This is a genomic window from Aureimonas sp. AU40 (assembly GCF_001463785.1).
In the GTDB taxonomy this organism is placed as follows: domain Bacteria; phylum Pseudomonadota; class Alphaproteobacteria; order Rhizobiales; family Rhizobiaceae; genus Aureimonas.
This window is the reverse complement of the sequence record NZ_BBWL01000052.1, coordinates 66,240-91,911: the sequence shown is the minus strand read 5'-3', so window position 1 is coordinate 91,911 and position 25,672 is coordinate 66,240. Positions and strand designations below refer to the sequence as shown.

Annotated in this window: 21 protein-coding genes; 17 read left to right on the top strand and 4 right to left on the bottom strand. The window is 65.3% G+C overall.

From position 1 onward, the window contains the following. Nucleotides 1-143 precede the first annotated feature (143 nt). Complete coding sequence (locus AUL32_RS20015) at nt 144-1,316, bottom strand: Gfo/Idh/MocA family protein (RefSeq protein ID WP_062119010.1); 1,173 nt, start codon at nt 1,314-1,316, stop codon at nt 144-146. A 13-nt stretch (nt 1,317-1,329) separates the two neighbouring features. Further along, nucleotides 1,330-2,253 (bottom strand): TIM barrel protein, encoded by a 924-nt coding sequence (locus AUL32_RS20010; protein WP_062119007.1) that lies wholly within the window; start codon nt 2,251-2,253, stop codon nt 1,330-1,332. Nucleotides 2,254-2,348: 95 nt separating this feature from the next. Between AUL32_RS20010 and AUL32_RS20005 the strand changes: the two genes are divergently transcribed. The 4 genes from AUL32_RS20005 to AUL32_RS19990 all read left to right on the top strand — a co-directional run bounded on the left by AUL32_RS20005 (nt 2,349) and on the right by AUL32_RS19990 (nt 8,699). Next, on the top strand, nt 2,349-3,362 hold the full coding sequence (locus tag AUL32_RS20005; protein WP_244497996.1) for a LacI family DNA-binding transcriptional regulator: 1,014 nt from the start codon (nt 2,349-2,351) through the stop codon (nt 3,360-3,362). Between the two features lie 272 nt (nt 3,363-3,634). Next, nucleotides 3,635-5,548 carry a sigma-54-dependent Fis family transcriptional regulator gene (locus tag AUL32_RS20000; RefSeq protein ID WP_062119004.1) on the top strand — a complete coding sequence of 638 codons (1,914 nt, stop codon included), beginning with the start codon at nt 3,635-3,637 and terminating at the stop codon, nt 5,546-5,548. 154 nt (nt 5,549-5,702) lie between these two features. After that, entirely contained in the window at nt 5,703-6,776 is a 1,074-nt protein-coding gene (locus tag AUL32_RS19995; RefSeq protein WP_062119483.1) for a 2,3-butanediol dehydrogenase, read from the top strand. A gap of 81 nt (nt 6,777-6,857) precedes the next feature. After that, nucleotides 6,858-8,699 carry an NAD(P)/FAD-dependent oxidoreductase gene (locus tag AUL32_RS19990; RefSeq protein ID WP_062119001.1) on the top strand — a complete coding sequence of 614 codons (1,842 nt, stop codon included), beginning with the start codon at nt 6,858-6,860 and terminating at the stop codon, nt 8,697-8,699. Nucleotides 8,700-8,750: 51 nt separating this feature from the next. On the opposite strand, the gene uppP is transcribed toward AUL32_RS19990, so the two are convergent. Then, nucleotides 8,751-9,623, bottom strand: coding sequence for an undecaprenyl-diphosphatase UppP (gene uppP, locus AUL32_RS19985; protein ID WP_062119480.1), 873 nt, complete (start codon nt 9,621-9,623; stop codon nt 8,751-8,753). Nucleotides 9,624-9,926: 303 nt separating this feature from the next. Here uppP and AUL32_RS19980 point away from each other — a divergent pair, with 303 nt between their 5' ends. From AUL32_RS19980 to AUL32_RS19925, 12 genes are all read left to right on the top strand, one after another. Then, nucleotides 9,927-10,475 (top strand): sigma-70 family RNA polymerase sigma factor, encoded by a 549-nt coding sequence (locus tag AUL32_RS19980; protein ID WP_062119477.1) that lies wholly within the window; start codon nt 9,927-9,929, stop codon nt 10,473-10,475. Beyond that, complete coding sequence (locus AUL32_RS19975) at nt 10,465-11,235, top strand: anti-sigma factor family protein (protein ID WP_062118998.1); 771 nt, start codon at nt 10,465-10,467, stop codon at nt 11,233-11,235. The genes AUL32_RS19980 and AUL32_RS19975 overlap by 11 nt, the downstream gene beginning before the upstream one ends. 218 nt (nt 11,236-11,453) lie before the next feature. Beyond that, on the top strand, nt 11,454-12,251 hold the full coding sequence (locus AUL32_RS19970) for a LysE family translocator (protein WP_062118995.1): 798 nt from the start codon (nt 11,454-11,456) through the stop codon (nt 12,249-12,251). 60 nt (nt 12,252-12,311) lie between these two features. Next, nucleotides 12,312-12,893 (top strand): curli assembly protein CsgF, encoded by a 582-nt coding sequence (locus AUL32_RS19965; protein ID WP_082659883.1) that lies wholly within the window; start codon nt 12,312-12,314, stop codon nt 12,891-12,893. Between the two features lie 35 nt (nt 12,894-12,928). Continuing rightward, nucleotides 12,929-14,113 carry a CsgG/HfaB family protein gene (locus AUL32_RS19960; protein ID WP_062118993.1) on the top strand — a complete coding sequence of 395 codons (1,185 nt, stop codon included), beginning with the start codon at nt 12,929-12,931 and terminating at the stop codon, nt 14,111-14,113. An 837-nt stretch (nt 14,114-14,950) separates the two neighbouring features. Further along, the gene (locus AUL32_RS19955) at nt 14,951-16,540 is read left to right on the top strand and encodes a beta strand repeat-containing protein (protein WP_062118990.1); all 1,590 of its coding nucleotides are present in this window, start codon (nt 14,951-14,953) and stop codon (nt 16,538-16,540) included. Between the two features lie 96 nt (nt 16,541-16,636). Further along, entirely contained in the window at nt 16,637-18,295 is a 1,659-nt protein-coding gene (locus AUL32_RS19950) for a hypothetical protein (protein ID WP_062118987.1), read from the top strand. Between the two features lie 79 nt (nt 18,296-18,374). After that, nucleotides 18,375-18,875, top strand: a complete 501-nt coding sequence (locus tag AUL32_RS19945) for a hypothetical protein (protein WP_156421552.1) — start codon at nt 18,375-18,377, stop codon at nt 18,873-18,875. Nucleotides 18,876-18,914: 39 nt separating this feature from the next. Beyond that, nucleotides 18,915-19,646, top strand: coding sequence for a hypothetical protein (locus AUL32_RS19940; protein WP_156421551.1), 732 nt, complete (start codon nt 18,915-18,917; stop codon nt 19,644-19,646). An 85-nt stretch (nt 19,647-19,731) separates the two neighbouring features. Further along, nucleotides 19,732-20,025 carry a curli-like amyloid fiber formation chaperone CsgH gene (csgH, locus tag AUL32_RS19935; protein WP_156421550.1) on the top strand — a complete coding sequence of 98 codons (294 nt, stop codon included), beginning with the start codon at nt 19,732-19,734 and terminating at the stop codon, nt 20,023-20,025. Nucleotides 20,026-20,128: 103 nt separating this feature from the next. Continuing rightward, nucleotides 20,129-20,872: an SH3 domain-containing protein gene (locus AUL32_RS19930; RefSeq protein ID WP_062118978.1), complete on the top strand. Its 744-nt coding sequence runs from the start codon at nt 20,129-20,131 to the stop codon at nt 20,870-20,872. 345 nt (nt 20,873-21,217) lie between these two features. Further along, nucleotides 21,218-22,336 carry an ROK family protein gene (locus tag AUL32_RS19925; RefSeq protein WP_062118975.1) on the top strand — a complete coding sequence of 373 codons (1,119 nt, stop codon included), beginning with the start codon at nt 21,218-21,220 and terminating at the stop codon, nt 22,334-22,336. Between the two features lie 490 nt (nt 22,337-22,826). Here the strand turns inward: AUL32_RS19925 and adh are convergent, their stop codons facing one another. Further along, nucleotides 22,827-24,338 (bottom strand): aldehyde dehydrogenase, encoded by a 1,512-nt coding sequence (adh, locus tag AUL32_RS19920; protein WP_062118972.1) that lies wholly within the window; start codon nt 24,336-24,338, stop codon nt 22,827-22,829. A gap of 287 nt (nt 24,339-24,625) precedes the next feature. Here adh and AUL32_RS19915 point away from each other — a divergent pair, with 287 nt between their 5' ends. Next, nucleotides 24,626-25,603 carry a sigma-54-dependent Fis family transcriptional regulator gene (locus AUL32_RS19915; RefSeq protein WP_244497995.1) on the top strand — a complete coding sequence of 326 codons (978 nt, stop codon included), beginning with the start codon at nt 24,626-24,628 and terminating at the stop codon, nt 25,601-25,603. The last annotated feature ends 69 nt before the right edge of the window (nt 25,604-25,672 follow it).

Genomic DNA, 25,672 nt, shown 5'->3' with positions numbered 1-25,672 from the left:
AAATGCTCTAACCCATTCCCCATCCGTCCCGGCCGGTCCTCCCCCGGTCGCGACGTGAGAGCCGAACGGTTCCTCCCAACCTTCGGCTTCCCCATGACGCCCTTGCCGGTCCTCCCCCGGCAGGGGCGTTTTTCGTTTGCGGCTCAGGCGTAATCGACCCAAACGCCGCCCCGGTCCGCCGAGCGCACGCAAGCTTCCACCCAGCGCACGCCTTCCACCCCGGCCCGAATGTCGGGATAGCGCAGGCCCGCGAGGCGATCGGCGTCCCCTTGGTCGGTCGCTTCCATCGCGATGGCGAAGCGGGCATAGAGGTTGGCCCAGGCTTCGAAGAGACCTTCGGGATGGCCGGCGCCGATGCGGTCGTCCGCGAGGGCAGCCGGATGGAGATAGGGCATGCCGCGCTCGATGATCCGCGCCGGTTCGCCCTGAACCTCGAAGGAGAGCTGGTTCGGGCGCTCGTCCCACCACTCGATGCTGGCCCGCGAGCCGACGATGCGGACCTTCTGCCCGTGCATGGAGCCGGCGTTCACCGCGCTGGACCAGACCGTTCCGAAGGCGCCGTTGTCGTATTCCATCAGCGTCACCGCGTTGTCCTCCAGCGGCGCGCGGCTCCGGACGAAGCTTTGCCGGGCGCAGAGAAGCCGCTTCACCTTCAGATGCGGCAGGATCACCTCTGAAATGTAGAGCGGATGCGTGCCGACGTCGCCGAGCACATAGCTCGGCCCGGCGAAGGCCGGCGTCACCCGCCAGCGGGTGGCCGGGTTGGTTTCTTCCACGGCGTCGGAGTGGAAGCCGTGGGCGAACTGGAGATTGACGATCCGGATCTCGCCAAGCTCGCCCGCGGCGACCATGGCTCGCGCCTGCTCGACGAGCTGGTGCCCGGCATAGCCATAGGTCACGCCGACGATCTTGCGCCTGGCAATCGAGAGCCGTTCCAATTCCTCGGCCTCGGCGAGCGTGAAGCAGAGCGGCTTCTCGCAGACGACATGGAGCCCATGCTCCAGCGCGGCCTTGGCGATGGGATAGTGGGTGTTGTTCGGCGTCGCGATCGAGACGGCCTGGATACCGTCCGGCAGCAGGGCTTCGGCGGCGAACATCGCGGCGTAGTCGGGATAGCAGCGCTGTGGCTCGAGTCCGAGCTCGACCCCGAAGCTTCGCCCGCGCTCGGGATCGAGATCGAAGGCGCCGGCCACGAGGTCGAAGGTCCGATCGCGCAGCGCGGCCGATCGGTGGATATAGCCGATCTGGCTGCCCCGCCCGCCGCCCACCATCGCCCAGCGGATCGGGGCCGCCGTCCTGCGTTCGCCGTTGATCATCGCTCGTCCCTCCTCAAAAACCGACGCTCGTCAGATAGTCCCGGCTCGCCTTCACGTCGGCGAGACTGCCGCCGGCATGGCGCGGGTCGCGCTCCTGCTCCACCGTGATGAAGCCGGCATAGCCGAGGCGCGTGAGAACCGATCGAATGGCGGGATAGTCGATCGCCCCGCGACCGATCGGGCACATGACGCCCTCCGCACAGGCCTCGAAGAAGCGGATGCGCTGACCCATGACGCGGTCGAACACCGCGCGGTCGATATCCTTGAAGTGGAGATAGTCGAGCCGGTCGGCGTAGCGCTCCAATGTCTGCGCCGGGTCCATGCCGGCGTAATAGAGGTGACCGGTGTCGAGGCAGAAGCCGGCCACGTCCTTGGGAATGTCCACGGCGATGCGCGCGATTTCGTCTTCGAATTCGATAAAGCCGCCGGCATGGGGATGGATCACAGCGCGCACGCCGTGGCGCTCGCGCGCGAGGTCGGCGATCGCCCGAATGTTGGCGACCATGCCGGCCCAGGCCTCGTCCGAAAGGCGCGGCGCCCGGTCCGAATGGCCGGCGGCATAGTCGCGCTCGTCGTGCCCCCAGTCCATCACGGTGAGGTAGGGCGCGGCAAAGCGCTGGCCCGGCGCCTGGGGTGGGGGCGGCAGGCGGGTGATCAGCGCGCAGATCTCGTCGGTCTGCCGAAGAAGGTTGTCGCGGTTTCCGGGCGAGACGAGATCGTCGAAGATCGTGCCGGCGACGATGAAGAGGTTTCGGCTGCGCAACGCTTCGGAGACGCGCATCTGGTCCAGCGGCACATAGCCGTAGGGACCGAGCTCCAGCCCGCCATAGCCGGCGGCGGCGGCCTCGTCCAACACCTGCGCCCAGGGCGGCAGGTTGGGATTGGCAACATCGTCGACGCCCCAGCAGCAGGGCGCGGTCGTGATGGTGATCGTCATGCGGATGCCTCCTCCAGGCCTCCTTGCATAAGCCGGTGCAAGCCCCTTCCGTCAGCGCGGATTTGATGGGATTCCATCAAGGGGAGGGATGCATCATGGCGCGCAAGACGACGATGACGGACGTGGCGCGGGCGGCGGGGGTCTCGCCGGCGACGGTCGATCGCGTCCTCAACCGACGCGGCGGGGTCGACGCCGTCAAGGAGGCGCGGGTTCTGGCCGCCGCGCGCCGGCTGGGGCTCGACCGCGCGCTGTCCTTCCGACCGCACAGGATGCTGCGGGTCGCGGTGCTGATCCAGGCGCCGCGCAATCCGTTTCATGCCGCGCTGCGAGAGGGGATCGAGACGGCGGCGCGCCTCCATGCCGACCTCAACATCCAGTTCCTCGTCCACCATATCGACCCGAACGACCCCAAGGCGATCGTCGCGCTTCTCGCCCGGCAGGGAGCGGAAGCCGATGGGCTCATCCTCACGCTGCCGGACGAGCCGCGCGTCGCGGCGGCGGTCGGGGCGGTCGCCGCGAGCCGGCCGGTCGTCACGCTGGCGACCGATCTGCCGGCAAGCGGGCGGGCCGCCTATGTCGGGCCGGACGATCGCCGCGCCGGCCGCGTCGCGGGCGATCTCATGGGCCTGTTTCTCGGCTCGCGAGGGGGGCGGGTGCTGCTCATCGCCGGCCGCAGGGACATCGCCGGCCAGCGCGCCCGCGAGGAGGGCTTCCGGCAGATCTTGGCGGAGCGCCATCCCGTGCTCGCTATCGCGCCCCTCGCGGAAAGCGGCGAGGATGGCGAGCGCGCAGGCCATATCGTGCTGGAAGCCCTGGCGGCGGACGCTGCGATCCGGGGCGTCTATCATATGTCGGCGGGCGCCCGGCCCGTGGTGGATGCGCTGCGCAAACTCGGTCGCACGGCCGACACCGCCTTCGTCACCCACGAACTGACGGAGGATCGGCGCGCCCTCCTGCGCGAGCGGGCGATCGCCGCCGTGATCGACCAGCAGCCCGAACTCGAAGCCGGGATCGCGGTGGAAATCCTGGCTCAGCTGCTCGGTCGCCTGGAGGGCCCGACCGGCTCCACGGAGACGAAGTTCGTGATCCACATGCCCGAGAATGCCTGAACGGTATGCGGACTGAAGCGGTTGCCTGCTGCGGCATCGCTCCGCGCGGTCGAAGCATCGCAGCGCAAATTCCTATCGCATCGCAGCAATGGATAGGCTGGATGGCAGGCGGTTACTGCGAAAGCAGACGATGGAGGAGATAAGTTTCCAGGGGAATGCTGCGAGCCGCTTCGATGGACATAGGATCGGCCAAGTGTAAGACTTTGCTCGGGATGGAAACGGGACGGCCGACCGACGATCGAGGGCGGTGCTGGACGTCGGAAAAGGTCGTCATGTCACTGGCAGCTCCACATCGGCACATCCGCGAGATCGAGACCGTGGCTCTCGGGGCCCGGTCCGATCGCGATCCGGCGGTGCACCGGTCGTGGCTGCGCTGCGTGGAGACCTATCGGCTCGATCCCGCGCGGGCGGTGGAAGCCTATATCCTGCCCGACACGCGGCTGCGCGAGCACCGGCAGCGCTCGGAAGGGCTGATCCGCACCGCGCGCTCGGGGCTCGAGGCCCTCTATCGCCAGATGGCCGGGCATGGATACGTGCTTCTCCTGTCGGACGAAGCGGGCGTCACCGTCGACTTCGTAGGCGATCCCACGTTGAACAACCGCCTGCGCAGCGCCGGTCTTTATCTCGGCTCGGAATGGTCGGAGCCTCGGGCCGGCACCTGCGCGGTGGGCTCCTGCATCGCCACCGGCGAGCCCCTCACCATCCATCAGGACGACCATTTTGACGTCACTCACACCCCGCTGACCTGCTCGGCGGCCCCGATCTACGACACGGACGGTCGGCTTGCCGCCGTGCTCGACATTTCCGCGCTGCGCTCGCCCGACGCCAAGCGAAGCCAAAGTCTGGTCTTGCATCTGGTGACCGAGACCGCGAGGCGCATCGAACTCGCCAACCTGATGGCCAAGTCGCGCGGGGAGTGGGTGGTGCGGTTCTCGCGCTCGTCGGACTTTCTCGATGTCGATCCCGACGGGGCGATCGCGCTGGACGCCTCGGGCCGCGTGTCGGGCCTGACCCATGCCGCGCAGAAGCTTCTGGCGAGCACGATCGGCGCGGACTGGCGCGATCCCGCCCCGCTTCTGGGGCGGTCGATCTCGGACTTCTTCGATCTCGACCTCAATGCCCTGCCACGGCTGACGCGGGCTCAGCCGAGCGAAAGCCGGCTGCTCACCGCGCGGGACGGTCTCAGCCTCTTCGCCCATGCGATCGCCCCGCCGAGCCCGGCGCCGCGCGCCCAGCGCCCGGCCGAGGGCGCGCTTCCCCCGGCCCTTGCCGGCCTGACGGGGGGAGACCGCGCCATGGCCGCGCTGCTCGGCAAGGCCGCGCGCCTGGCGCCGACGGCCATTCCTATCTGCCTCCATGGCGAGACGGGGACGGGCAAGGAGGTTCTGGCGCGCGCCATCCATCGCTGCTGCAGCACCGAGCGCCCCTTCGTCGCCCTGAATTGCGCGGCGCTGCCCGAGAGCTTGATCGAGGCGGAACTCTTCGGCCATGCGCCGGGCGCTTTCACCGGCGCTGGGCCCAAGGGCCGGCGCGGGCTCATCGAAGCGGCCAATGGCGGAACGCTGTTTCTGGACGAGATCGGCGACATGCCACTCGCGCTCCAGTCGCGCCTCCTTCGCGTTCTGGCGGAGCGCGAGATCGTGCCCGTCGGCGCGCACCGTCCCGTCGCCCTCAGCCTGCGGGTTCTCTCAGCCTCGCATCGCGACCTCGCGGCGCTGGTCGCCAGCGGGGCCTTCCGGGAAGACCTCTTCTACCGGCTGGCCGGCGCGACCTTGCATCTGCCGGCGCTGCGCGAGCGCTCCGATCTCGGCTGGCTTCTCGACCGCCTCCTCGGCGAGACGAGCGGCGATCTCCGGATCGAGCCGGCGGCCCGCGCGCGGCTTCTGGCCCATCGGTGGCCCGGCAACGTGCGCGAACTCAAGAACGTCGTCGAACTTCTCGCGGCGCTCGCCGAGGATGGCGTGATCCGCCTGGACGACCTTCCGGACGCGTTCGCCCCCCTGGCGCTGGAACGGCAGGACAGCGCGGCGCCCGCGATGGCCGACGCCTCGCCCGAGGCCGCCGATCTGCGCGCGGTCCTGGTGGAATGCCGTTGGAACGTGTCGCAGGCTGCGAGGCGCCTCGGCTGCGATCGCACGACCGTTCACCGACGCATGCGCCGCTGGGGCCTGTCGCAGCCGCTATGATGTGTGGCGCCTCACCTGCGGCGGCGCCGCCACAGGTGAGGCACCTCGCCGGGCCCCGGGGCTCGGCTCTATCCGAAGAGCTGCGGGCGCCGAAGGGGCGGCATCAACTGGCATCGTCCTTGCACCAGTCCGAGCGGGAGGAACATCGATGACCATGCAAGCACTGCGTTTCCACGCCGCCAAGGACCTGCGTCTGGAAACGGTCGAAGAACCCGGCCGTCCGGGGCCGGGGCAGGTCCGTATCCGCAACACGCGCGTCGGCATCTGCGGCACGGACCTTCACGAATACGCCTATGGCCCGATCTTCGTGCCGACCGAGCCGCACGCCTTCACCGGCGTGTCGGGCGTGCAGATCCTCGGCCACGAGTTCGGCGGGGTCGTCACCGATGTCGGCGAGGGCGTGACCAAGGTCGCGCCGGGCGATCGGGTGTCCGTGCAGCCGCTCATCATGCCGCGCGAGAACGAGTATTACGCCGATCGCGGCCTGTTCTTCCTGTCGGAGAAGTTGGCGCTGGCCGGCCTTTCCTGGCCTTGGGGCGGCATGGCCGACTATGCCATCCTCAACGATTACAATGTCTACAAGATACCGGACGCGATGAGCGCCGAGGAGGCCGCGTTGGTGGAGCCGACGGCGGTCGCCATCTATGCCTGCGACCGGGCAGGCGTGCGGGCCGGCTCCAGCGTCCTCGTGACGGGCGCAGGGCCGATCGGTCTTCTCACCGTCCTGGCGGCGCGGGCGGCGGGCGCGACGCGCGTCTTCCTGTCGGACCCCAACCCGACGCGGCTCGAACTCGCGCGCTCCATCGACCCCGATCTCGTCACGATCGACCCGACCAAGACACCGGTGGGCGAGCGCGTGCGCGAGGGAACGGACGGGCGGGTCGGTGCCGACGTGGCGATCGAGGCCGTCGGCAACGAGCGCGCCTTGGGCGACTGCGTGGATGCCGTGCGGCGGCAGGGCGTCGTGGTGCAGGTCGGCCTTCATCCCGGCCCGTCGAAGCTCGACTGGTTCGCCGTAACCTGCAAGGACATCGACGTTCGCGGCTCCTGGGCCTATCCCACGACGTCCTGGCCGCGCGTCATGGATCTCATCGCCTCCGGCCGTCTGCCGGCCGCCAAGGTCGTGACCAAGCGCATTCGCCTCGCCGACGCCGTGCGCCAGGGCTTCGACGCGCTGCTCGATCCCGCCGGCACCCATCTCAAGATCATGATCGACCTCGAAGGCTGACGAGGAAGAGCCGACCATCCGGCGGGCGCGCCGGCTTCAGCGCCCCGCCGTCCGACGAACTCTGGGAGGAGACCTGACAGCATGAGCGAGACCCTGGAACGCCCCGTCCCCTCGAACCCGGCCCCCGGCGAGGCGCCGAGCCCGGCCCGGCAAGCCGCCCAAACCTGGTTGAACACGCTCGAGGCCGCCCTGGCGGCGAAGGACGCGGGCGCCGCCGCCGCCCTTTTCGGGCAGGAAAGCTACTGGCGCGATCTCGTGTCCTTCACCTGGAACCTTCGCACCGTGGAGGGGCCGGAGGGCGTGCGGGACATGCTGGAGCATCAGCTGCCGCATGTCTCGGCATCCGGCTTCGAGCTGGACGAGGAGCCGACGGAGGAGGGCGGTGTGGTCACGGCCTGGTTCCGCTTCGAGACCGAAGTCGGGCGCGGGCGCGGGCTGGTGCGGCTGCGCGACGGCAAGGCCTGGACCTTCCTGACGACCCTGCACGAGCTGAAGGGCTTCGAGGAGCCGATGAACGAGCGCCGCCCCAAGGGCGCCGAGCACGGCACCGCCGCCAACCGGCGCTCCTGGCTTGAAAAGCGCGAGGCGGAAGCCAAGGAGTTGGGCTACACCCGCCAGCCCTATGTGCTGGTGATCGGCGGCGGCCAGGGCGGCATCGCCCTTTCGGCGCGGCTCGGCCAGCTCGGGGTTCCGACGATCGTGATCGACCGGCACGAGCGGCCGGGCGACCAGTGGCGCAAGCGCTACAAGTCCCTCTGCCTGCACGACCCCGTCTGGTACGACCACCTTCCCTATATCGACTTCCCGAAGAACTGGCCGGTCTTCGCGCCCAAGGACAAGATCGGCGATTGGCTGGAAATGTACGCCAAGGTCATGGAGCTCAACTACTGGGGCTCCACCACGGCAAAGGCGGCGCGCTACGACGAGAGCAAGGGCGAGTGGGAGGTCGTGGCGGATCGCGGCGGCGAGGAGGTGACGCTTCGGCCCCAGCAGCTCGTCCTGGCGACGGGCATGTCCGGCAAGGCGAACTGGCCGAGCTTTCCCGGAACGGATCGCTTCAAGGGCGAGCAGCACCATTCCTCGCAGCATCCAGGGCCGGACGGCTACCAAGGCAAGCGCGTCGTCGTCATCGGCTCCAACAATTCCGCGCACGACATCTGCGCCGCGCTGGCGGAAAACGGCATCGACGTCACCATGGTCCAGCGCTCGACCACCCATATCGTGCGCTCGGAATCCCTGATGGAACATGGGTTGGGCGATCTCTATTCCGAGCGAGCGCTGGCCAACGGCGTGACGACGCAGAAGGCCGATCTGATCTTCGCCTCCTTGCCCTACCGGATCATGCACGAGTTCCAGATCCCGGTTTACGAGAAGATCGCGGAGGTGGACGCCGACTTCTACCGCGACCTGGAAAAGGCGGGATTCCGGCTCGACTGGGGCGCCGACGGCTCGGGCCTGTTCATGAAGTATCTGCGCCGGGGCTCGGGCTATTATATCGATGTCGGCGCCAGCCAGATGATCATCGACGGGCGCATCAAGCTGAAGGCCGGTCAGGTCGACGAGATCACCGAGAACGGCGTCAAGCTGGACGACGGGACCGTGCTCCCGGCGGACGTCATCGTCTATGCCACGGGCTACGGCTCGATGAACGGCTGGGCAGCCGATCTCATCAGCCAGGAGGTCGCCGACAAGGTCGGCAAGGTCTGGGGCCTCGGCTCCGACACGCCGAAGGACCCCGGCCCCTGGGAAGGCGAGCAGCGCAACATGTGGAAGCCGACCCAGCAGGATGCTTTGTGGTTCCACGGCGGAAACCTGCACCAGTCCCGCCACTACTCGCTCTATCTCGCGCTGCAGCTGAAGGCGCGAATGGAAGGCTTGGAGACCCCGGTTTATGGGCTCCAAGAGGTCCATCACCTGCGATAGAACGGTTCGCCGTGGCGCTCCTTGCGAGGGGCGCCACGCTTCGCCTTGGTGTCAGTTCATGAAGCCCGTCGCCGCGCTGGCGAGGAGAAAGAGGCCGAGCGCGAGGCGGTAGTAGACGAAGGGCCAGGCCGAGAAGCGCTCCATGATGCGCATCAGGCTCCAGATCGCGACGAAGGCGGACAGGGAGGCTGTGACGAGCCCGACACCGAGCACCATCCAGCCCTCGGCATCGAGACCGGCATGGTGCAGTTCCACGACTTCCTTCAGACCGGCGCCCAGAATGGCGGGCAGGCCGAGAAGAAAGGAGAAGCGCGCCGCGTCGTCCCGCTTCAGGCCGAGAAACAAGGCCATGGTCAGGGTCGAGCCCGAGCGCGACACGCCGGGGATCAGCGCGCCGACCTGCGCGAGGCCGACAAGAAGGGCGTCCTTCAGGGTGATCTGGCTGAAGTCGCGCGCGTGTCGGCTGGTCCATTCCGTCGCGGCCAGAAGCACGGCCATGACGACACAGGCGAGGCCGATCACCCAAAGCTCGCGCAGCGACGAACCGCAGGCGTTCAGGACATCCTTGAGAAGAAGCCCGCCGACCACGATCGGCAGCGTGCCGAGGAGAATGCCGAAGCCGAGCCGCAACGGCGGCGCGTCGAAGCGCCGCTCGCGCAACGCCATGAGCGATCCGAACACGAGGTCCAGAACGTCCCGCCGGAAATAGGTGACGACCGCCACCAAGGCGGCCATCTGCATGGCGGCCGAGAAGGCGGCGCCCGGGTCCTGCCACCCGAGCAGGGCGGGGATGATGCGCATATGCGCGGTCGAGGAGATCGGCAGAAGCTCGGTGATCCCCTGGAAAACCCCGAGGATCGCGACCTTGCCCATGCCGAGCGCGGTGAAGCCGGTATCGATGCCATTGGTGCAGACGGCCGCCAAATTCACCTCCTGATCCAGCCGACCGCTCGCCCGACGCTCTCCGAGGGAAAGGCGGCGAGGCGAACGGACGGCTGAATGTTCACGCGTTCGTGAGGCGGGGTTTGGTGCAGGGCGCGTCGTTATGCAACGCCGCATCGCCTTCGCCCGGCTTACAAATTCGTAAGGCTCCTCGGACGCGGGCTTCGCTTCGCTCGGCTTGACCCAGCAAGAACCTGGGATCATGGGCGGCCATTGTCTTGCGGCGCTCGGTCCGCTTAGATGGAGGCGTGTGCGAGGCCAGAGCGGTGCGCCGTGGATGATCCCGTGACCGCGGACAGGGCGGCAAAGTTCGATCGTCTGGTTCTACCGCGCCTTGGCGACGGGTTCCGGCTGGCCCGATGGCTGACCGGCAATCAGGCCGATGCCGAGGATGTCATGCAGGAGGCCGCGCTGCGTGCCTTCCTGGCGATGGACCGGCTGCTGGAGGACAATGTCCGTGCCTGGTTCCTGACGGTCGTGCGCAACACCTGCTATTCCTGGCTCACCAAGAACCGGCCGGGAATAAACCTCTCGGTCGAGGAGTTGATACCGCAGGACAAGGATTTGATGGAGCGCGGAGGCCTGATCGCCGAGCCCGTGGCATCGATCGAGGAGGCGTTGATCGCGAAGGACCGGGCCGCGTGGCTGACGCGCGCGATCGACCGTCTCCCGCTGAGCATGAAGGAGGTCGTGGTCCTCAGGGACTATCACGATCTTTCCTATCGCGAGATCGCCGAGGTCAGCGGCGTGCCTATCGGCACCGTCATGTCGCGGCTCGCGCGCGCCCGCCAACATCTTCTCAAAGCGATCGAACTGGCCGACGATGACACCTGACGACAGCGATCATCTCATGTTGGCGGCCTATCTCGACGGCGAGCTTTCGCCGGGCGAAACGATCGCGATGGAGCGCAGGCTGGAGGCCGATCCCGAGCTTCGCCGATTGCGGGACGCCTTGTCGAACCTCTCCGGCACCGTCCACGACCTCGTGGCCGAAACGCCCGTTCCCCCCGACCTTTCCGCCCGGGTTCGCGGGCAGATCGCGAGGACGCAAAGCCTGCCCCGGCGGCGGGAGACCCCATCATGGCAGCGCATCGCGGCGGCGCTCGTCGTGGGGCTTCTCGTCGGCGGACCGCTCGGCTACGGCCTTTCCCAAGTCGCCGCCCCGCCGAGAAGCAACGCCATCGAGGACGCGATCTTCGCCAGCCATCTCCGGGGCTTGGCTGCGCCGCAGCCCTTCGACATCGCGTCGTCCGACCGCCATACGGTGAAGCCCTGGTTCAACGGGCGCACGGCGATCGCGCCGGATGCGCCGGACCTCGCCGCGCAAGGTTTCCCGCTGGTCGGCGGGCGGGTCGATATCGTCGGCGGCGCCCCGGTTCCGACGCTCGTCTACCGCCGGCGGCAACATGTCATCAGTGTGACCGTCGTTCCCCGCAGCGAGGTCGGCGCTCCCGGCCGGGATCGGCGCGAGGGGTCCGGCATCGAGCGGTGGACCGCGAGCGATCTCGGCTATTTCGCGACGTCCGATCTCAATTCCAAGGAGCTCGGCGAATTCACTGAGGCCTTCCGCGCCGCAACGGCGCCCGCAGGCTGACCGCCGCGTTCCCTGCCTCTGAAAGTTTCCCGAGCGCCGTGGGAATAAACGTCCCTGCGATCCGGTTCCCATTCCAGCGATTTCACGGCGGGGGAGGGGAACGTGGGAGGGAGAGCGCTTGTCGCGAAAGGTCGAACGCGCCGGGAGCGAAGCACCGGCCAGAGCGGTGCTCGGACTTTGCCGACCTGCCCTGCGTCGGCCGCGTTCGTCGTCAGGCCATGACCGTCGCGCAGGCGTTCGGCCTTCTCTCCTCGGAGGTCATGCTCCACTTCCTCCTAAGCGTGCTGGTGCTTCAGCTCTCGCCCGGGCCGGACATGCTGTTGATCCTCAACAGAGGCATGGTTCATGGCCCGAGGATCGCGTTTTCCACCATTGCAGGGATCGTGGTGATCGCCGGCGCGATGCAGATTGGACTTCTGGTCCTGGGTCTTGGAACGCTCGTCACGACGCATCCGGCGGCGATGCCGATGCTGCAGGTCTTGGGCGCTCTCTATCTCCTGTATCTCGGCATCCGAATGATGACGACGACGCTCTCGCAGAGCCAGCCCGGAACGGCGTGCTCGCTCGGGGCCTGGCGGGCGCTCGTGGAAGGGGCGTTGAGCAGCCTGACCAACCCGAAGTCCTTCCTCTTCCTCTTCGTCGTTCTGCCGCATTTCGTCGATCCGTCCGTCGGGCCGGTCGGGGCGCAGATGTTCGTCCTCGGTTTCCTGCACAAGCTCGCCGGTCTGCTGACCTTGAGTTCCGTCGCGCTCGCCGCCAGCCGGATCGGTGTCTGGACGCGCCGCTGGCCCGCGCTCCTCTCGCATCAGCGCCGGGTCTGCGGCCTCCTGATGGTGGCTATCAGCCTCTCGCTTGCGGGCTCGTCCCTGTTCGACGCATCGCATGTCACCACGTCGAACCGAAACAAGACTATTGCTGCGATGCAAAAGAAAGCTTGTAAGGAAATAGATACGATATCGACGGAACCGTGGCGGGAAGGTCGCAGTGGACATGTTTCCGCAAGGTCCGGTCCGTAAGTTCTTGCGATGATGCCGGCGGGATGGCTAGCGTTGCCCACGTTTCCTAAAGGGAAAGCTATGTCCGTTAACAGTCTTAGAACCTTAGCATTCCTTTCGATTGCTTCGCTCAGTATTGGATCGGCCGCGGCGGGTGATCTCGTCTACACGCCGATCAATCCCTCGTTCGGCGGGAGTCCGCTGAATTCCGCCCATCTCCTGTCCATCGCCGGCGCGCAGAAGAACGCGACGGCAAGCGACTACAAGAAACCGGTGGACTCGACCTCCGCCGGCACCACGGGCTCGGGCACGAAGACGCAGTCCGATGCCGACCTGTTCGTCCGGCAGCTTCAAGGGCGCCTTCTGTCGGCGCTCGCCAGCCAGGTGACGGACGCGATCTTCGGCGAGAACCCGCAGGATTCGGGCACCGTGCAGTTCGGCGACACCAAGGTGACGTTCGACCGGACGCTGACCACCATCCGGCTGCGCATCGAGAACGCGACCGACGGAACGGTCACGGACATCGTCGTTCCCCAGCTCGTCACTTCGAAGCCCGCCACCACCACGGCATCGACGGCGTCTTCTTCGGCCTCCGCCAGCCAGTTGAGCACCGCCACGCCCGTTCTCAGCGGATCGGCCCTCACCCCGTTGAGCATCAATTAAGCCAGGCGTTGAACCGGCTTTGTAGGAAGAGTCTGATGTCCCTGCGTTTCCGCTTGGCGCTCATCTTGCGCGCGTCCCTTCTTGGCGCCAGCGCCGCGGCCTTGTCCGGCTGCGTCACCAACGAGTCCGCGCTCGATCCCGCGCCCGTTGTGGCGCCCGTGTCGAAGCAGAACGACCTGCTGCGCGACCTCCCGCCGCCGCGCGAGAAGACCGTGGTCGCGGTCTATGACATCGAGGATCTGACGGGCCAGTTCAAGGAGCGCGAGAACGTCCAGTCGCTTTCCCGCGCGGTGACGCAGGGCGGCGCGGCCATCCTGATCAAGGCGCTTCAGGATGCCGGCGAGCGGCGCTGGTTCACGGTGCTAGAACGCAAGGCGCTGGAGAACCTCCTGCGCGAGCGCCAAATCCTCACGGAAATGCGCCGGATCTACAAGAACGAGAACACGATCAACGCCTCGGCGCTGCCGCCGCTTCTCCATGCCGGCATCATCATCGAAGGCGGCATCATCGGTTACGACACCAACATCACGACGGGCGGGGCAGGCGCGCGCCTCTTGGGCATCGGCGGCGACGCGAAATATATCAACGACGTCGTGACCGTCACCTTGCGAGCGGTCTCCACCAAGACGGGCGAGGTTCTGGCCAGCGTGACGACGCGCAAGGCGGTTGTCTCCTACTCGCTGACCGGCGGCACCTTCCGTTATGTCAAGCTCGACAGTCTGTTGGAAGCCGAAGCGGGCGTGACCTACAACGAGCCCAAGCAGATCGCCGTCCAGTCCGCGATCGAGCAGGCCGTCCTATCCCTGGTGATGGAAGGCGCCGAACTTCGGATCTGGTCCTTCGCCGATCCTCAGGCCGGCGCGAACGCGATCACCGCCTATCGCGGCGCGAAATACGGCGATTTCCTGGACCCGACCGCGCCGCCGCCGCCCCGGCCGGTGACCGAGAACGCCGCTAAGATGATGGCGACCGTGCCGTCTCGCCCGCCCGAACTCGCCGTGCGCCCCTTATCGGCCGGGCCGGTTACGAGCACCACAAGGCCCGTCTCGCGCGCCGCGCCACAGCCGGCCGGCCAGTCCGGCATCCGGCAGGTGCCGGGCGTCGGCCCCGTGCCAGCCGAAGAGAACCAGCCGCCGCAACTGCCGCCGGCCCCGACGCCGGGCGAGCCGTCGCTGGGCTCGATCAAGCTGCCGGACACCCACAGCGTGGCCAGCCTTTAAGAAAAGCCGAGGCCGTCACAAGGACACGGCAGAAGCGAGGCCGAACGGGACTCGGATGTCGAACCGTGGAGCGCTTCCCACGGAGGGTGGCCTAAACCTCTCTTGGCTCGATGATGAGCCAAAGACCTGACCATAACATTCGAACGTTTCCCAGCCCCGGCGCGCCATCGCCGGGGCTTTTTGTTGCCCAATCAAAAGTAATGCGCGCAAAAATTGGGTGATTCTTTGCAAGCCGCAAGGCTTGCCTGCTCCCTCAACCGCACCTCGTCCGGCCTTAAGCGGTGCAGAGCTTTCTCGACCAAGGGCATTTGAAGCCCACTTTTCCAGGCTTTCGGTGTCACACAACAGATGGGTGGCATCAAATTTTCAGTTGCATTTTAAAGATAAGGGCGCCGTAGGGTAAACCGCCGCATCTTGTACATTAACGTTATGATTTCGTTATTCGCTCGACCCTTCTGCTCCGCATTGACGCAAGGGCATCAGACATTGTAAATGAATCCTTAAGACGACGACTTAGGCGGTTTCCACCTCCATAGGTTGCCGATCGAATGGCTCTCCACCGTGTTCCCGACCCGCTTGGCCCTGCGAAAGCAGGTTTCCAAATCGAGGTCAGTCGCTGCGAGGGGGGAAATCGCAGACACCAAAGATGTCCGGACGCGCTCTATAAAGCACGTCGAGTCTAGGCTTGTGCCGACGGGGTCATCTTCATCGATTTGCAGCGCTCGATTGCAGGGCGGTGCCAAGGAAGGCCGGCGCGTTCATTCGAAACGCTGGGTGGAAGCTTGCATCTTGCGCGAAGCCCGAGAGGCCGGCGAGATCGAATATCAGGGGTGACATATGACGGGTTTCAAGACGACTCTTTTGACGGCAACGGCGCTGACGATGCTGACCGGCGCGGCTCTGGCCGACAATAACAAGGCCTATATCCATCAGGGTAGCACAGGCAACGAGGCCACGATCACCCAGCAGGGCGCCGGCAACAACCAAGCCGGCAAGTCCGCGCAACCGGGTGGAGCGATCGATCAGGGTGCGGATGCCGGCATCGGTTCCTACAACAAGCTGACGATCGACCAGAACGGCCAGAACCTGAAGGTCGGCACTCTGGGCAACTATGTCACCGATCACAGCAATCTGGGCGGTGCCGGCGTCGATCAGTACGGCAATGCCAACGTTGCGAACGTGACGCAGACCGGCAGCGACAACTCGGTCGGCTCCATCCTCCAGACGGGCGCGGCTTCCGGAACGGCCACCGGCAATACGCTGACGATCACACAGTCGAACAACGGCAACAACATCGACTACGTCGGCCAGAAGTACCAGACTGTCGCCAATGGCGCGACCGGTGCGAACAACGCGAGCCTCAACTTCAGCGGTCAGAATAACGGCACCAGCGGCCTTTCCGGCGTTGCAAGCTATTATGGTGCCTCCGTTAGCGTAGATGGAGTCAATTCGCCCAACGGCGTTTGGCAGATCGGCGCCAACAATGCGACGGACCTGACCGTTTCCGGAAACAAGAACAGCTTTGCGATCCGTCAGTTCGGCCAGTCCAATCAGGCAAGCAATCTGACCATCGAGGGCAATTCGAATAGCCTCGGCATCTCGCAGGATGGCGTAGCGAACAAGGCGACCGTCGCGACACTCGCGAATGGTTCGAATTCCAACAGCGTTGGCGTCATCCAGTATAATAACCGCAATCAAGCTGATGTTAATGTTCGGGGTAGCTACAACCAGGCGCTTGCTTATCAGTCTGGCGACGAAAACGCATCGATTCACAATATTTCTGGTGACTCGAACAACGTATATTCTTATCAGGGCGGAAACAAAAATAAAATAAATGGTAATATCACGGGCGACAGCAATTTTTCTCATTCTAATCAGTATGGTACCGAAAACATCGCCACTCTGAGCATCACTGGCAACAGCAACTATAGCGGTTTTAACCAATACGGATCCGACAACGTTATCGATAATTCCATCAACGGGAATAATAACAACCTTTGGTCTTACCAGAGTGGATCCAAAAACTCCTCTACAACTAGCGTAATCGGAAACAGCAACCGGCTATACACTTCACAGTCCGGCAATTCCAACATCATCAATGCAAGCATCGCTGGTGATCGGAACAACAGCGGCTATTCTTTCTCGAACACTATCATCACCAGCAAGCAGACGTCGGAAGGTCTGTATTTCGGCCCTGGCAATATTATTCAGAACGGTGGCTACACAAAGGGCAACGAGGTCAACCTGACCGTGTCGTCCAGCGACAACCTGTTCACCACCTACCAGAGCGGCAACGGCAACAAGATCGACGGCTCGATCGGCGGCAGCGGCAAGAACCAGGCTTTCGTCGCTCAGATCGGCAACAGCAACCTGACCAACTTCGTGCAGAACGGTTCGGGCAACGCGCTCGCCGTAGTGCAGAAGTAAGTTCGGTTCGATCTTATCTCGCGATGAGAACGGGGGCGGCCGATCCTTCGGCCGCCCCTTCGTCACTTGAAAATTTGTCGAGCGGATGACGACTTCATGTCCCATCAATCGTGTTCTGTCCTCGGCGTCGCGCTGACCTACCTCGTGCTGGTGGGCGGGGCGCATGCCCAGTCGAACGAGGTCTATCTCGGGCAGGTCGGCGACACGAACAAGCTGACCGTCGATCAGCTTGGCGAAGGCAATGCCGTAGGAGGGACGCTGAGCGAGCTGCGTCTGAACCAGTTGGGCAACCGCAACGTCGCAACGCTTCTTCAGGCCGGCGAGCAGAATGCGATCGGCGCGTTGAACATGAACGGCCAACAGGGATTTCTGACGGGCCAAAGCGGCAGCGCCTCAGGCCTGTTTCAGCGCGGTGAATGGAACACGCTCTATATCGGCCAGCGCAGTTGGCGGGGATCAGGGGGTAGCCTGATCGGCGCTATCGAACAGAGGGGAAGTGCGATCCCTTTGAGCGAAGCAAGCAACAGCGCCTACATCCGCCAGATCGGTGGAGCGTTTCTCGGTTCCGACGCCGCGAAGGGTCCGTCGAGTGGGCCGGGCAACCACTCGATTCGGGAAATCTCGCAGATCTACGTACCAGGCCTCGGACTCGGTGCTGTTGCTCTCGGCACCAATCGAATTGACGTGACACAGCAGGGTGTGGGTCAGCAGATCGGCCAGCTTCGACAGAAGGGTGCTACCAACCGCATCGACATCGTTCAGGATGGCTCGTCCAACGCCGTGCGGCTTGCGGATCAGGCCGGGGCCGCTGATGACTTTCGCCTGCGGATGACGGGTGAGCGCAACACGCTCGGCAATGCCGAACAGCACGGCACGTCGGATCAAATGAGTCTTCGGCTGGACGGGACGGGGAATTTCATCGACCAAGTCGTGCAGGCCGGGCTCGGAAGCCAGGGCGAAGGGCTCGGCAACAGCGTTTTCGTGTCGGTCATGGGCAACGACAATGGCGGCGAAGGCATTGGCGGCTATAGGGCCGTCAGTTCGCAAAGCGCAGTGTCGGGCGCCTTTGCCTCTTCGCTCGAGCAGTTCGGGGAAGGCAATACGTTGTCCCTGACGATCGGCTCGGACGGGAGCGGACGCGCGGATGGCAATTTCTTCTCCTCCGTGCAGCGCGGCTTGGACAACGCGGCCTACGCGCTTCTGACCGGCGACGGGAACGAGTTCGCCTCGTCCCAGCAGGGTGACGGCAATCGCCTCGACATCGTGCAGGCGAGCAGCGCAATTCGAGCGATTGGTGATAACCAGCGCGCCGGAAACACGGCCCTGCTCCAACAAACCGGCGACGCCAATCTCGCCGACATCCGCCAGGCCGGCGCCGGCAACGGGCTCGATATGACCGTGATCGGCAATCGGAACCTCTTGGCCGTGTCGCAGACGGGCTCGGCCAACCGGGCCGACGTTCGGATCGTCGGCAACGACAATCTGCGTCCCGCGCCGCGCGGAGGACGCCTGCCCTCCACGACCGATGCCCTCGTGAAGACGATCCTTCAGGACGGCACCGGCCATCGTGCCTCGCTCGATCTGGTCGGCAACGACAATGTGGTTTCCGTGCTTCAGCGTGGGGCGCAGAATATCGCGAACGGCATCGTGCGCGGCGATGAAAACCTCGCTACGGTCCGACAGGAAGGCGAAAAACAGACATTAAATTTCATACAAATGGGCGAATCCCAATCCCTTTTCGTTCATCAACAATAATAGACAAGTGTAGATAAATAGAAACGGGCAATAATCCGAGATCTAGATTGCGGGTCGACACGTCAACGTGGAGAATCCCGTGCGCTTTCTCGCCGCTTCCATCGCATCCCTGCTGGTCGCCTCGCCCGCCTTGGCCGGTTCGTCCAATGTGCTCACGCTGTCGCCGAACCAAGACGCATCCAATCGTATCGAGCTGTTGCTGACCGGCAACGACAATCAACTCAGCCTGTCCCAAACCTCGTCCGCCTCCTCGCCAAGCGGCAACAGCATGACCATCAACGTCCAAGGCGATCGCAACGGCGGCAAGCGGTCTTCTTCGAATCTGACGCCGACGCTGATCGCCGATCTTCCCTGGGGTAGCCTCTCGCAGACCGGTCATTCGAACGCGATGGACATCTCGGTCTCAGGGTCGGACAATCTGTTCGCGGCCGTTCAGCAAGGCTCCTCCAACGTCATGCGGGGGTCGATTGTGGGGAACGGCAACGGCGCTGCGGTCAGTCAGTCCGGACAAAATAATTTGGCGTCCTTTTCTCAGATCGGGAAAGGGAATATGATTTCGATCACGCAAAGATCTTGGTAAACGACTATTGGTCGTGACATGACGCTAAGGGAGACGAACATGCCTTCGCCGCTGTACAGGATGCTGGCTGTCGCTCTTCCCATGGCGATCTGGCCGATGGCGCAAGCGGTGGCGGAGTCGAATGTCCTGTCGATCGTGCAGGATGGCGGCGAGAACAGGTTGACGGTCGATCAGTCGCAAGCATCGAACAGTCAGGTCGGCGGTTTGGAGATCGGCGCGCCCACACTCCAGACGTTCAGTCTTACGCCGAACGCCGAGACCTCTCAAAGTGAGGACAGCCTTCCCGAGCAGGTTCGGCTGAATGTTTTGAGCGCGGAGCGCATGAGTGGGCGGCCGGCGCGCCAAATGGGCGGGGGAAACAGCGCCGACATCAAGATTTCCGGGAACGGCGGTTTTGTGGGACTTCTTCAGAGTTCTGCCTCCCCCAATCTCGGCAATCAGGCGAATGTCAACTTGGCGGGCGGCGGCCAAGCGCTGATCGGACAACTCGGCGGCGGCAACAAGGCCACGGCGATGCTTGGGGCCGGAGCCCTCGAAGGAACCATTCTCCAAAAGGGCGACAGCAACGTCGCAGACCTCAGCGTGACGGGCAAAGGCTCGAGCGGCAGCATCAGCCAATATGGCAGCGGACTGAACAACAGTTTGGCCGTGTCCGGCGCGGGCACGAGCGCGGCGCTGATCTCCAATGGCGTGAGCAACGGAACTGCGGGAACACCCATAACCGTCCAGTCGAACGGCGCTTCGGTTACCATCACTCAGAGCAAGATGTGAGGTCTCGGCCATGCGTTTTGCCGCAGCCTCCTGTCTCGTCGGAGCGCTTCTTATGGGCGGCCCCGTTCATGCGCAGGACGCGCCAATGGCCATAGCCTCGATCGTGGTCGAGCCCGGCGCGGGAACCGTGCGCTTGACAGGGCGTGCGCTCGGCTTGTCGAACGGGCATGTCGAGGCCCGCATGATGATCGAGAAGAGCGGTCCTTCTGGCCGGACATCGACGACGCAAGGGGGCGAGTTCGAGCTCTCGGTCGGCCAGGACGCGGTGGTGGCCACGGTCGGTCTTTCCTTAAGCCCCGGCGACAAGCTCGATGTCGATCTGGTGCTGACAAACGGCGAGCGCGAGATTTCCCGCAGCCGGCTGAACGTTGGCTCCTGATCGCAAGACCTGGATCCCCACCGAATTCCAACGACCCTTGGCCGGTGAAGCGTCCCAACCGTGGGGCAACCTATTGGGCCAATCGACCTCCAAAAGGAACATCATGGGCAAGACGTTTGCCGCGCTGATCGCTGTAGGGGCCGTGACGCTGGCCGCGCCGGCTTTCGCCCAGAGCGAATCCGATTTCGTCAAAGCGTTTTCGGGAGAGTGGCAGACGCTCGATCCCGCGCTCTCCGCCGGCGGGGCCTGCCAGGTCGCGCTTCAGACGGCGCCGAGCGAAGGCAGCTACCAGCTACAGACGTCCCATTGTGGAGGCGCCCTGTCAGGCCTGTCGAAATGGAAGATCGTCGACAACCAACTGGGCTTCCTATCCGCCGATGGTGCGATCCTGGCGCGGCTCGGCGGCAACCAGAACCGCGTGAGCGGACAGTTGGCCAACGGCAGCACCGTGGTGCTCGAGCGGCTGGCGCCGGGGTCGGCTGCCTCCGCGGCGGCGGTGACGACGGGACGAAACGGCTGCGTCTTCTACGGCTACACCGCCAGCTGCGCCAAGAGCGAGGCGCGTCAGTCTCCCATGCCGAGCGGCAGCGACGAGAAGGCGCGTGCGTCCGTCCTGGTTCAGCTCAACGCCCGTGCCGAGGCTCGGCCGGATGCGCCGGTCGTGGCAACCATTCCGGCGGGGACCTGTGTCGTGATCGATCAGTGCACCACGGCGTCTGACGGAAACTGGTGCCGGGCGTCGATCTCCAACTTCTCGGGCTGGATCAGGCAGCAGGCCATGCGTGGCAACCGCTGGCCCGTGCTGACCTACGCCCCCGGCTGCGCCTCGCCGCAAGCTCAGCGCTGACGAATACTGCTACTGCTCGATGTCTCAGGGAGGATGAGGACGACCGGGCAAATCCGTTCGTGCGGTGGGCATCGATCGGATTTGCCCGGGACTGTGCAGCAAACGCGTGCCAGACGCCCGCGCTGCCCCTCACGCCGAGATAGGGCGTGAGGGAGCTAGCGTAGTCGTCTGTTGTCGTGACGAGTTTCCTTACCCAAAGCGATCTGCCGTACCCGAATATTGCAGGGCTTCGAAGTCTCGAACGGGGCACCCATTCCCGCCAGACTGCCCTGTCGCCTTGCGCCGTCCAAACGCGGTAGGAGAGCGAAAGCGAAAACGAGGTTGGTCGCGCATCGGAGGGGACGAGTGGCGAGCATCGACAGGGCGGACGGAAGGCTTGGGCTCTCGCAGGAGAGCGGAACCCCGCCGCAGTCCGACCGGAGGGACGCCGCGACGGGGCTCAATCTGGTGCAGGCGGGCGACCACAACATGCGCGTCACGCTGGAAGCGCTGCGACGCGGCGGCGCGCGCACGCGGCTGGAACTGGCCGAGACCACCGGGCTCACCGTTCCGGGAATCGCCAATATCCTACGCCGCTTGACCGCCGACGACCTGATCGAAGGCGAGGGCGGCCTTCGCTCGCAAAGCTTCGCGATCCGGCCCGGCGGCGCCTATGGGATCGGTGTGGATCGCACGGAGTCCGGCACCTTCCTGCTCGCGGTGGATCTCTTGGGGACCGTGCTGTTCGAGGAGCACCATGCCGCCACGGCGACGCGGGAAACCGCCGATCTGGTTCGCGCCAGCACCGAACGCGCCGCTCGTCTGGCGCCCACGGGGCGGCTGGTCGGGATCGGCCTCGGGGCCGATCCGCGCTCGCAGGTGCTGCGCGAGGCGCTCGCGCCCCTGCCGGTAACGATCGAGCGGGACACGGTGGCGGCGGCGATGGCCGAGCGCCAGTTCGGCCGAGCGGGCGCCGACGACAGTTTCGTCCATATCCTGCTCGGTCCCAGCGTCCAGGCCGGCATGGTGATCGGCGGCGCCGTGTTCGACGGCGCGTCCCATCGTGCCGGACTGGTCGGGCGCATGCGGACGGGCACGGACGGCCGCTTCTTGGACGACGTGGCCTCGACCCGGCTTCTCCCCGGCTCCGATCCCGAAGCGCCCGCGGTCGCTCGCTGGATCGACGATGCGGCCGAGCACCTTACCGACATGATTATCGCCGTCTCGGCCTTTCTGGGACCGCGCCTCGTGACGGTCGGCGGGCGCCTTGGCGAACCGCTTCTGGATGCGTTGACCGCGCGGCTCGTCCGCTGCAGGGCCGAGCGGATGGGCGGACCGACCCAGCCCTACTGGCTGCCGGATCTCGCCCGCGCCAGCTTCGGTGAGACCGGCGTCGCGCTGGGGCTCGCTGCGCTTCCCCTCGTAGAGGCGCTCTTGCCCGATCCGCGCCGCTCTTTCCGAGCCGGCGCTAGAGCGTTGGATTGACTGAAAAAGCTTTAGGCTCGAGACCTGTCGGTCTCGTTTGCCGTGTGATGTCGTTTGCCTGAGCTGCGTCTGTTGAGCGAGCGGCCGATGGAGCGGATCGCGCCGCAATTCCCACTGGCCCAACGCGTGTCCGGGTGGAGGACAAACGCTTGGTGAGTGGCATCGTGTGCGTGATCCACGGCGGCCTTCAATGTTAAGGACGCCACCGGCTTACGGACCGCACAAGATTTGGTCCATGTGATTTATCCGATCGAACTGGCTTGGTGATTTCGACTGCAATTTTGAGCCTGGGAAGACGAAGGCCCAAGACGGGAGCGCATCATGATCGATGCCCCACATCTGAAGGCGCACCGCACGGCGGCTATCCTCCTGGAGAGCGGTTGTCCTCCGACGCGCAGGGCGCGCGAAATAAGGATCGTCCGAGTGAGGCGGAAGGCAAGCGCCGTGCGGATGGTGGACCCATCCGCACGGCGCTTGAGTTGGCTCTTGCTCAGAAGAAGCCGAGCTTCTTGGGCGAATAGCTGACCAGCATGTTCTTGGTCTGCTGGTAGTGATCGAGCATCATCTTGTGCGTTTCACGCCCGATGCCGGATTGCTTGTATCCACCGAAGGCGGCATGCGCGGGATAGGCGTGGTAGCAGTTCGTCCAGACCCGGCCCGCCTTGATGGCGCGGCCCATGCGGTAGGCTCGCGTGCCGTCGCGCGTCCAGACACCGGCGCCCAGGCCGTAGAGCGTGTCGTTGGCGATGGCGAGGGCGTCGGCATCGTCCTTGAAGGTCGTGACGGAGACCACCGGGCCGAAGATTTCCTCCTGGAAGATGCGCATCCGGTTGTGCCCCTGAAGCACAGTGGGCTGAACGTAGTAGCCGTCGAGCCCGTCGAGATGGGCGCGGCCGCCCCCGGTCAGAACCTTCGCCCCTTCGTCGCGGCCGATCTCGAGATAGGAGAGGATCTTCTCCATCTGCTCGCCTGAGGCCTGCGCGCCGACCATCGTGGCCGGGTCGAGCGGATCGCCCTGGATCATCGCCTCGACGCGCTTGACCGCCCGCTCCATGAAGCGGTCGTAGATGGATTCGTGAATCAGGGCCCGGCTCGGGCAGGTGCAGACCTCGCCCTGGTTCAGGGCGAACATGGCAAAGCCTTCCAGCGCCTTGTCGAGGAAGTCGTCGTCTTCCGCCGCCACGTCGGCGAAAAAGATGTTGGGGCTCTTGCCGCCGAGCTCCAGCGTCACGGGAATGAGGTTCTCGGAGGCATATTGCATGATGAGGCGACCGGTCGTCGTCTCGCCGGTGAAGGCGATCTTGGCGATGCGCCTGGATTGGGCGAGCGGCTTGCCCGCTTCGAGACCATAGCCGTTCACGACATTGACGACGCCCGGCGGCAGAAGATCGCCGATCAGTTCCATCAGGACGAGGATCGAGAGCGGCGTCTGCTCGGCGGGTTTCAGCACCACGCAATTGCCGGCGGCGAGCGCCGGGGCGAGCTTCCAGACCGCCATCAGAAGCGGGAAATTCCAGGGAATGATTTGGCCGACCACACCCAGCGGTTCGTGGAAATGGTAGGCGACGGTGTCGTGGTCGATCTCCGACAGGCTGCCTTCCTGCGCGCGCAGGCAGCCGGCGAAATAGCGGAAATGGTCGATCGCCAGCGGAAGATCGGCGGCGCGCGTTTCGCGGATCGGCTTGCCGTTGTCCCAGGTCTCGGCCGTGGCGAGCTGGTCGAGATTTTCCTCCATCCGGTCGGCAATGCGCAGAAGCGCGAGCGCGCGCTCAGCGGGGCTGGTGCGGCCCCAGCTTTCGGCGGCGGCATGGGCGGCGTCGAGCGCGCGCTCCACATCCTCGGCCCCGCTGCGGGCCACGTCGCACAGAACCCGCCCGTCGATGGGCGAGTGGTTCTGGAAGGTGCGCCCGTCCGCGGCGTCCGTCCAGCGGCCGCCGACGAAATTGCCGTAGCGCGCCTTGAACGGGGCCGAGCGGGTGGTGATCGGTAGCTGGATCGTCATGGAACCTCCTCATTCCTCGCGATGAGCAAGAGAAGGTTCCGCCCCATCCGGCGGGCGCGCAAGCAACGGATGGACCGGGCGCCTCGGATGTGGTGAAATTTCAGGGCCATCGTTCAAGCATTCGATGCAGCGTGCGACAGTAGAAGTCACCGGTGTCGCAAAATGCGACAGTGGGACGAAGCGGAGAGATCATGGAACAGAGCGATATGACCTCGGCCCGGCAAGCCTTCTTCAAGGAAGGACAGTTGCCGAGTGCTGCGGTGCGACATTCTGTATTGCGATCTTGGTTGCGGTGCAGCGATCTTGGCCTTGCCGAAGCCCGCGCGCCCACTCTTCAGCCGCTGACGGAGTCCGAACTTCGCCTGCTGCACCAACGTCACGACGCCCTGCGACGCCTCTGCCGGCCCGAACTGGAAATGATCGCGGGCGAAGCGCGGGACACCGGCAGCGTCGCGATCCTGACGGACAGCGAGGGCATGATCCTCGACACGATCGGCGACGCCGGCTTCGCCTCACGCGCGGCCGAACTGGCGCTGCGCCCCGGCGTTTCGTGGAAGGAGGCCAGCACCGGCACCAACGCCATCGGCACGGCCCTGGCCGAGCGGCGCGCCATCGCCGTCAACGGTTCCGAGCACTTCTTCTCCGATCACCGCGTGCTCAGCTGCGCCGCGACGCCCATCACCGATCCGCGCGGCGCCCTTATCGGCGCGCTCGACCTGACGGGATCGTCCAGCCGTGGGCATGGCCATGCGCTCGGGCTGATACGGCTAGCGGTCGACCAGATCGAGCATCGCCTGTTTCGCCGCCATTTCGAGGACTGCCGCCTTCTGCGCTACCACAGCGACCCCGCCATGCTGGGAACCAGCCGCGAGGGCATTCTCGTTTTTCGCGAAGACCGGTTGGTCGCGGGCAATCGGCGTGGCCTGTCGCTGGCCGGCCTTTCGTGGGACGCGCTCGACGAGGTGCTTTTCGAAACGATCCTCGCCGTCGAGGAGTCGCGACGGGACGGGCTTCTCCTGCGCCTGTCCTCGGGCGCCTACGCCGTGGGCCATTGGGATGCGGACCATGCCCTGCCGCGTGGCGGCGATCTCGGCCTCGACGCGCGCCCAGTGGGCGAGGGGACGGCGGCGACGCTGGAGGAGCGCGAGGTCGAGGCGATCGCGGCCGCGCTCGCCGCCGCCGACGGCAATATCAGCAAGGCCGCCCGCCATCTCGGCATCCACCGCAGCACGATCCACCGCTACCGCAAACAGGGCCTGATCTGACCGGAGGGCGAAGGCTCGCATCGGCTCGAAGTCTTCGAAAGCCTGCGGTTCGGCCATCCGACGCTCACT